This is a genomic window from Kaarinaea lacus (genome assembly GCF_975902315.1).
The window spans coordinates 1-5,478 of record NZ_CDLKIE010000257.1; the positions used below are offsets into that span (position 1 = coordinate 1).

The 5,478-nt window shown below is 43.3% G+C and carries 3 protein-coding genes; 1 reads left to right on the forward strand and 2 read right to left on the reverse strand.

Annotated features, from left to right (window positions below):
• Nucleotides 1-681: NADH-quinone oxidoreductase subunit N (locus tag ACWVCM_RS07985; protein ID WP_455201204.1), on the forward strand; the 681-nt coding region annotated here is incomplete at its 5' end.
• Here ACWVCM_RS07985 and ACWVCM_RS07990 read toward each other — a convergent pair.
• On the reverse strand, nucleotides 678-2,906 hold the full coding sequence (locus ACWVCM_RS07990; protein WP_455201205.1) for a PQQ-dependent sugar dehydrogenase: 2,229 nt from the start codon (nucleotides 2,904-2,906) through the stop codon (nucleotides 678-680). The genes ACWVCM_RS07985 and ACWVCM_RS07990 overlap by 4 nt on opposite strands.
• Nucleotides 2,907-2,967: 61 nt before the next feature.
• Nucleotides 2,968-5,478, reverse strand: a 2,511-nt coding sequence (locus tag ACWVCM_RS07995) for a PQQ-dependent sugar dehydrogenase (protein ID WP_455201206.1), incomplete at its 5' end; no start/stop codon positions are given.

Consider the following 5,478-nt stretch of genomic DNA (forward strand, 5'->3'; position numbering starts at 1 on the left):
ATGATAATGCGCCTGTTGGTCGATGGTTTGGGCGGAATGCACGCGCAATGGCAGGATATTCTTATTCTGATGGCTATTTTGTCTATGGGTATTGGTAATATTATTGCGATAGCCCAGACTAACATTAAACGTATGCTGGCATACTCAACTATTTCGCATGTTGGTTTTATTATGCTGGGTATATTATCCGGTAGTAAAGACGGCTATTCGGCTGCAATGTTTTATGCCATTGTCTATGCCATTATGAGCGCCGGCGGATTTGGTATGGTACTACTGATGAGTCGCGCCGGTTTTGAAGCAGAAAGCCTGGATGATTACAAAGGCCTTAATGAGCGTAGTCCATGGTATGCTTTTATGATGTTAATCCTTATGTTTTCCATGGCGGGTGTGCCGCCTACGTTGGGATTTTATGCAAAACTATCTGTCATTCAATCAATAGTAAATGCGGATTTGGTGTGGCTGGCGGTCGTAGCCGTAATATTCTCAATCATTGGTGTGTTTTACTATTTGCGCGTTATCAAGCTTATGTATTTCGATAAGCCTGAAGACACATCACAAATTACCTCAACACCGGATATGCGATTTATACTCAGCCTCAATAGTCTAGCCATACTGGCATTGGGTATTTTCCCGGCCAATCTAATGGCAATTTGCGTAGCGGCTATTGGCTCCCTGGCTTAATTCTGGTTGCAGTCCGATAATTCATCTATCCAGCTCTTCAAAACAAGTACGCCTGAATCGTCAACAATTTCTGTTCCCAATGGCGGCATCCGGGTATCGGTATCTAAAGATTCCATTCGCGCAGTCATGACCGAGTTAGGTTGAAGCAAGCTACCTAGCGGATCCAGGATCTTAATGCCGCTAAAACCCAGATCACCTTCCAGCGGATCAAGATCACAGGCATTCATCTCTGACAAGGGAGTAGTAAATCGTAAATCCAGTGGGGTGGGTGCATTGCCATTCGGTTGGTGACAATGAGCGCAATTGGCATGCAGATAACTCCTGGCACGCAATTCGTATTCTGCTGATCCGTCATCAATTGAATACAGTTTTAAATTGCGATGGACATCAGTCAATGAGTTGGAAAATAATCCAATTGCCTGATATGTAGATAACTGATTTTCGGTTCTGCCAGTTTGCTGATAGCTAAAATCACGATTAAGTTGCAGACTTTCCAGTCCAAGAGAAATATTGGCAGCTTGTGTATGACATTCAAAACATTGCGATCCGCTAGGATACAACCAGTTCTGACCGTCGATCATTTTTGTTAACGTGTCGTCCAGTAGCTGGGCATCCGTTGGATTCCCATTAATATCATATTGCCATTCATAACTATAGCCACCCCAATAGTCACTGTGTCGCATAAGCAGACGAGTTTCAATGGGCTTGTCATTTAAAAAGAAATTTTTTATTAATACTGTGCCTGTTGGAAAACTAAAGTCACCGCTACTGGTTAAATTGATTTGCTTTCCATTTGGTATGGCAAAATAACGATCTTTCTCAGCATTGTCGGACCACAGGGGTGCAATAATATCATAGGGAATAACTCCAGCGGCTGGAATAAGAGGATTGGTTGAATCGAAACATCCTGTTTCCGACAGTAAACCAGGAATCGGCGATGCTGGCGCAGGACTAGTTTCCGGTACAAATTTATAAATATTGTTTCCGGCCCCTGATCCGTTGGGTGACAAAACATATATCTCGCCATCCAGGGATTCAGCGAAAGAATAAATTATCAAGTTTGAATCAAAAAGCGGTGTTGTAGTGTAAGAATTCCCCTGTCTTATAGTACGCCAAATTTGACCGCTATAAGTATCGGCAAACAGGTAAGATCCGTAGAGAAAGGTCAAATCACTATTGTTGCCGCGATAAACATAACCACCTACAACAGAAGCCCCCCCGCCGTTATGGGAATATTCAGCAACGGGAAGTATATAGTCGTTATTAGCATTGCAGGACGTACTACTGGTGTTATAGCATTCGCTCCCTTCCATGACGACCCAGCCATAATTTTGACCGTTTTCTATAATGTCTATTTCTTCTACTCGACCTTGACCAACATCGCCCAGCCAGAGTTCATGAGTTGCACGATCAAAACTCCAGCGCCAGGGATTGCGTAAACCATAAGCATACATTTCAGGACAAAATTGAGGATTTGTTACGATGTCTGGATTGCTACATAATGTATTGCCAAAATAAGGATTATCAGCTGGTATAGCATAAGGGGAACCATTGTCGACATCGATACGCAACATTGAACCAAGTAGTGTTAAACGGTTTTGTCCATGGCCTTGCGGATCGCCACCACTACCACCATCGCCCAATCCGATGTACAAATAGCCATCGTTGGGTCCGAACAATATATTTCCGCCATTATGGTTACCAAATGGTTGCCGAATGGATAAAATTATTTCTTCCTGCCAGTTGTTGTTCACCAAAGTAAACCGGGAAATGTTCGACCTTAGATTCGGGGTTAGCGTTGAGTAGTAGAGATATAATTCACCGTTGGTGGCATAATCCGGATGAAATGCTATTCCCAGCAGTCCTTGTTCTCCATCATAATGTACCTGCGACTGTATATCTAAAAATACGGAACTGCTATTCACCGTATCACTATTGTCAAATACCAAAATACGGCCATCCTGAGTTGCCGCGTACCATTGACTGCTATCGCCTGGTGCCTGGCGTAATGCAGTAACGGCACCCATAGCGGGTAGATTGGGGAATGCTGATACAAGAGATAGCGCAGATGATGAAAGCGGGCCTTGCTCTGGTGCAACGCAGGATAGATTAGAGGGTCGTGAGTCCAGCCCGGAATCCAGAATTGGGGCCGAGGAATTATTGCTACTGGAACAGGCAATCAGTACAAGTGCAAGTACTGAAACAATTACTTGTTTTATAAACATAATAGTTTTCATTGGTCTCATTATTTATAGAAACTTAAGTCATATTTTGCTCACCTCATCGTTATGGACAGAAGGAAAGGTCATTAATCCAGTTTTTTATAATTGTAACGGCTTCGTTATCAATAACTTCCGAACCTAATGGTGGCATTCTATTACCACTGTTTATATCTGCTTCCATGCGTAATGGCAATACCGAATTTGGAAAATCGTACGTTCCCGTTGGATTTAGAATGACAGGATTGAGTAATCCCATGTCACCACTCATTGCCTGGACATTGCAGATGTTCATGTCAGCAAGCGCCGTAGTATATCGTAAATCCATATCAAACGATGACGGGGCACTTGGACTATGGCAATACGCGCAATTGCTATGCAAATAGCTCCTGGCTCGTTCTTCATGGGTTGCAGACAAATCATCCAGAGCCACTAATTTGTTCTCCAACAATTCCGTCGGTATGGTGGCTGACAGTAAACCCATTTGTTCATAGCTGAGCAATTGATTGCTGGTGCTAATACCATTTTCAGGAAAAGTATACATCCGGTTCAGCTGCAATACTTCTGGTCCAATCGCGCGCCCGGTATTGGCGGTGTGACATTCTAGGCAATCTTGTCCAGAAGGATAGATCCAGGTCTGGTTACCTACAGGTTTGGTTTTGGCGGTACCCAGTAATACAGCATCGACTGGATTTCCGTTTGCATCATATTCCCATTCATAGGAATATCCTAACCAGCCCTCCGGATGATACATCAATAGGCGAGTTTCAATGTATTCCCCATTAAGAACAAAGTGTTTCATCAATACAGAACCCACAGGAAATTCAAAATCGCCAGAAGCTGTAACATTAATCGTTGTACCCTCTGGAATCGCAAAATAGCGTTGTTTTTCCGCACTATCGGTCCATAGCGGATTATTTACATCATAACTAATCATTGCTGATGCAGCCTGAGTAGGTGATGTGGGATCAACACAACCAGTTTCAGACAAATTTGCGGCAACCTGTCCTGCTTCGGTTCCGGCATAGTCTGGAACAATTTTCCAGATATTATTGCCCTTGGCTTCAGTCCCGGGTGTAGGGTCCAGTAGATATATGTCACCTGTATTGGATCTGGCAAAGCCAGAAATGGTCAGGCCTGTATCAAGAATATTTTCCGTAACATACTGGTTGCTCTGTAATTTGCTGCTAAACAGTTGTCCGCTAGACCGGTCAGCAAAAAGAAAACTGCCGTACAAAAAGTCTAGCACGCCGCCACGATAGACATAGCCGGCAACGACATTGTGAACTGGGCTGCTAAAATCATAATCATACACAGGTAGCGTTAATCCGCTCTGATCACAATTTGGATCTACATTTGTATTACACTGCGAACCCTCCATGACATTCCAGCCATAATTATTACCGTTTTCAATAACGTTAATTTCCGCCCTGCTGTTAGGGCCATTGTCTCCAACCCATACAGCATTGATCGCTGAATCTATGCTCCAGTAGTTGGGTGTTCTTAATCCATAGGCAAAAATTTCTGGACAATTGTTGGCATTGTTCACAGTCTCGGGGTCATTACAGATGTTATTGCCAAAGAATGGATTATTTGCAGGGATGGTATAGGGTGCACCGTTGTCCACGTCAATTCTTAACATCGAACCCAGTAAAGTAGTGGCATCCTGCGCCATCCCTAAGGTATCGTTGTCGCTGCCACCATCACCCAGACTAATCAGCAAATAACCGTTGTGATCGAAATCGAGGTTGCCACCATTATTCGTTAAATTGGGCTGGTTGATTTTCAGGATTATTTCTTCATTCCATGTATTGTCTATTTTACTAAACCGGGAAATGATCGATCGTAGTCTGGTGACGTCATTTCCTTTGACTTTAATCACTTCATCCATCGTGTAGTGAACAAAAAGTTCACCGTTGTTTTGATAGTCGGGATGAAAAGCCATACCTCGTAATCCTAATTCACCGCCGGTGTCGTAGCGGACAATGTTTTCGAGGTTCAAAAAGTCAGCAACTGCGCTTGTTACGTTGTTATTTACAAACTCAACGATTTTTCCTTGCGGGAGTAGTGCATACCATTTCAAATTGTCACCGGGGGCCTGTTTCATGGCGATAACCTCACCAAGGTGAGGTAATTCTGGAAATGATTTTTCTAATGTAATCTTTGAAGGTTTTAAGGCAAGGAGATTAGGTGCAATACAGGTTTGATTGGTCGGTCTGGGAAATGTACCAATAACAGGTGCATCAACAGTGATTGTTACTGTATCGCTACTGTATAAATCACCATCATTGACGGTCAGTTGAAATATGTAGTTTCCTTCCTGGGGTAAAGTTACGCCCGTGCTTAAAGCAGTAGGTTGGTCAATGACCACTGCCGTATTTTGAGGTTCTACAAGTTCCCATCGATAGTTGTAAGGAAGTCCAGGTAACTCATCATCAGTAAATGTCCCTGTCAGCGTCAGTTGATTTTCAGGTAATGTCGTTGTTTGATCTAATCCTGCATCAACGACTGGTGCCTGGTTGACAGGTTCTACCTGAATCATGACACTCTGTGTGGCAGTGTATTCGGTATCGGAAAC

Coding starts and splice junctions, on each gene's coding strand:
- ACWVCM_RS07990 (WP_455201205.1), bottom strand. CDS start 2,906: ATGTTTATAAAACAAGTAATTGTTTCAGTACTTGCACTTGTACTGATT.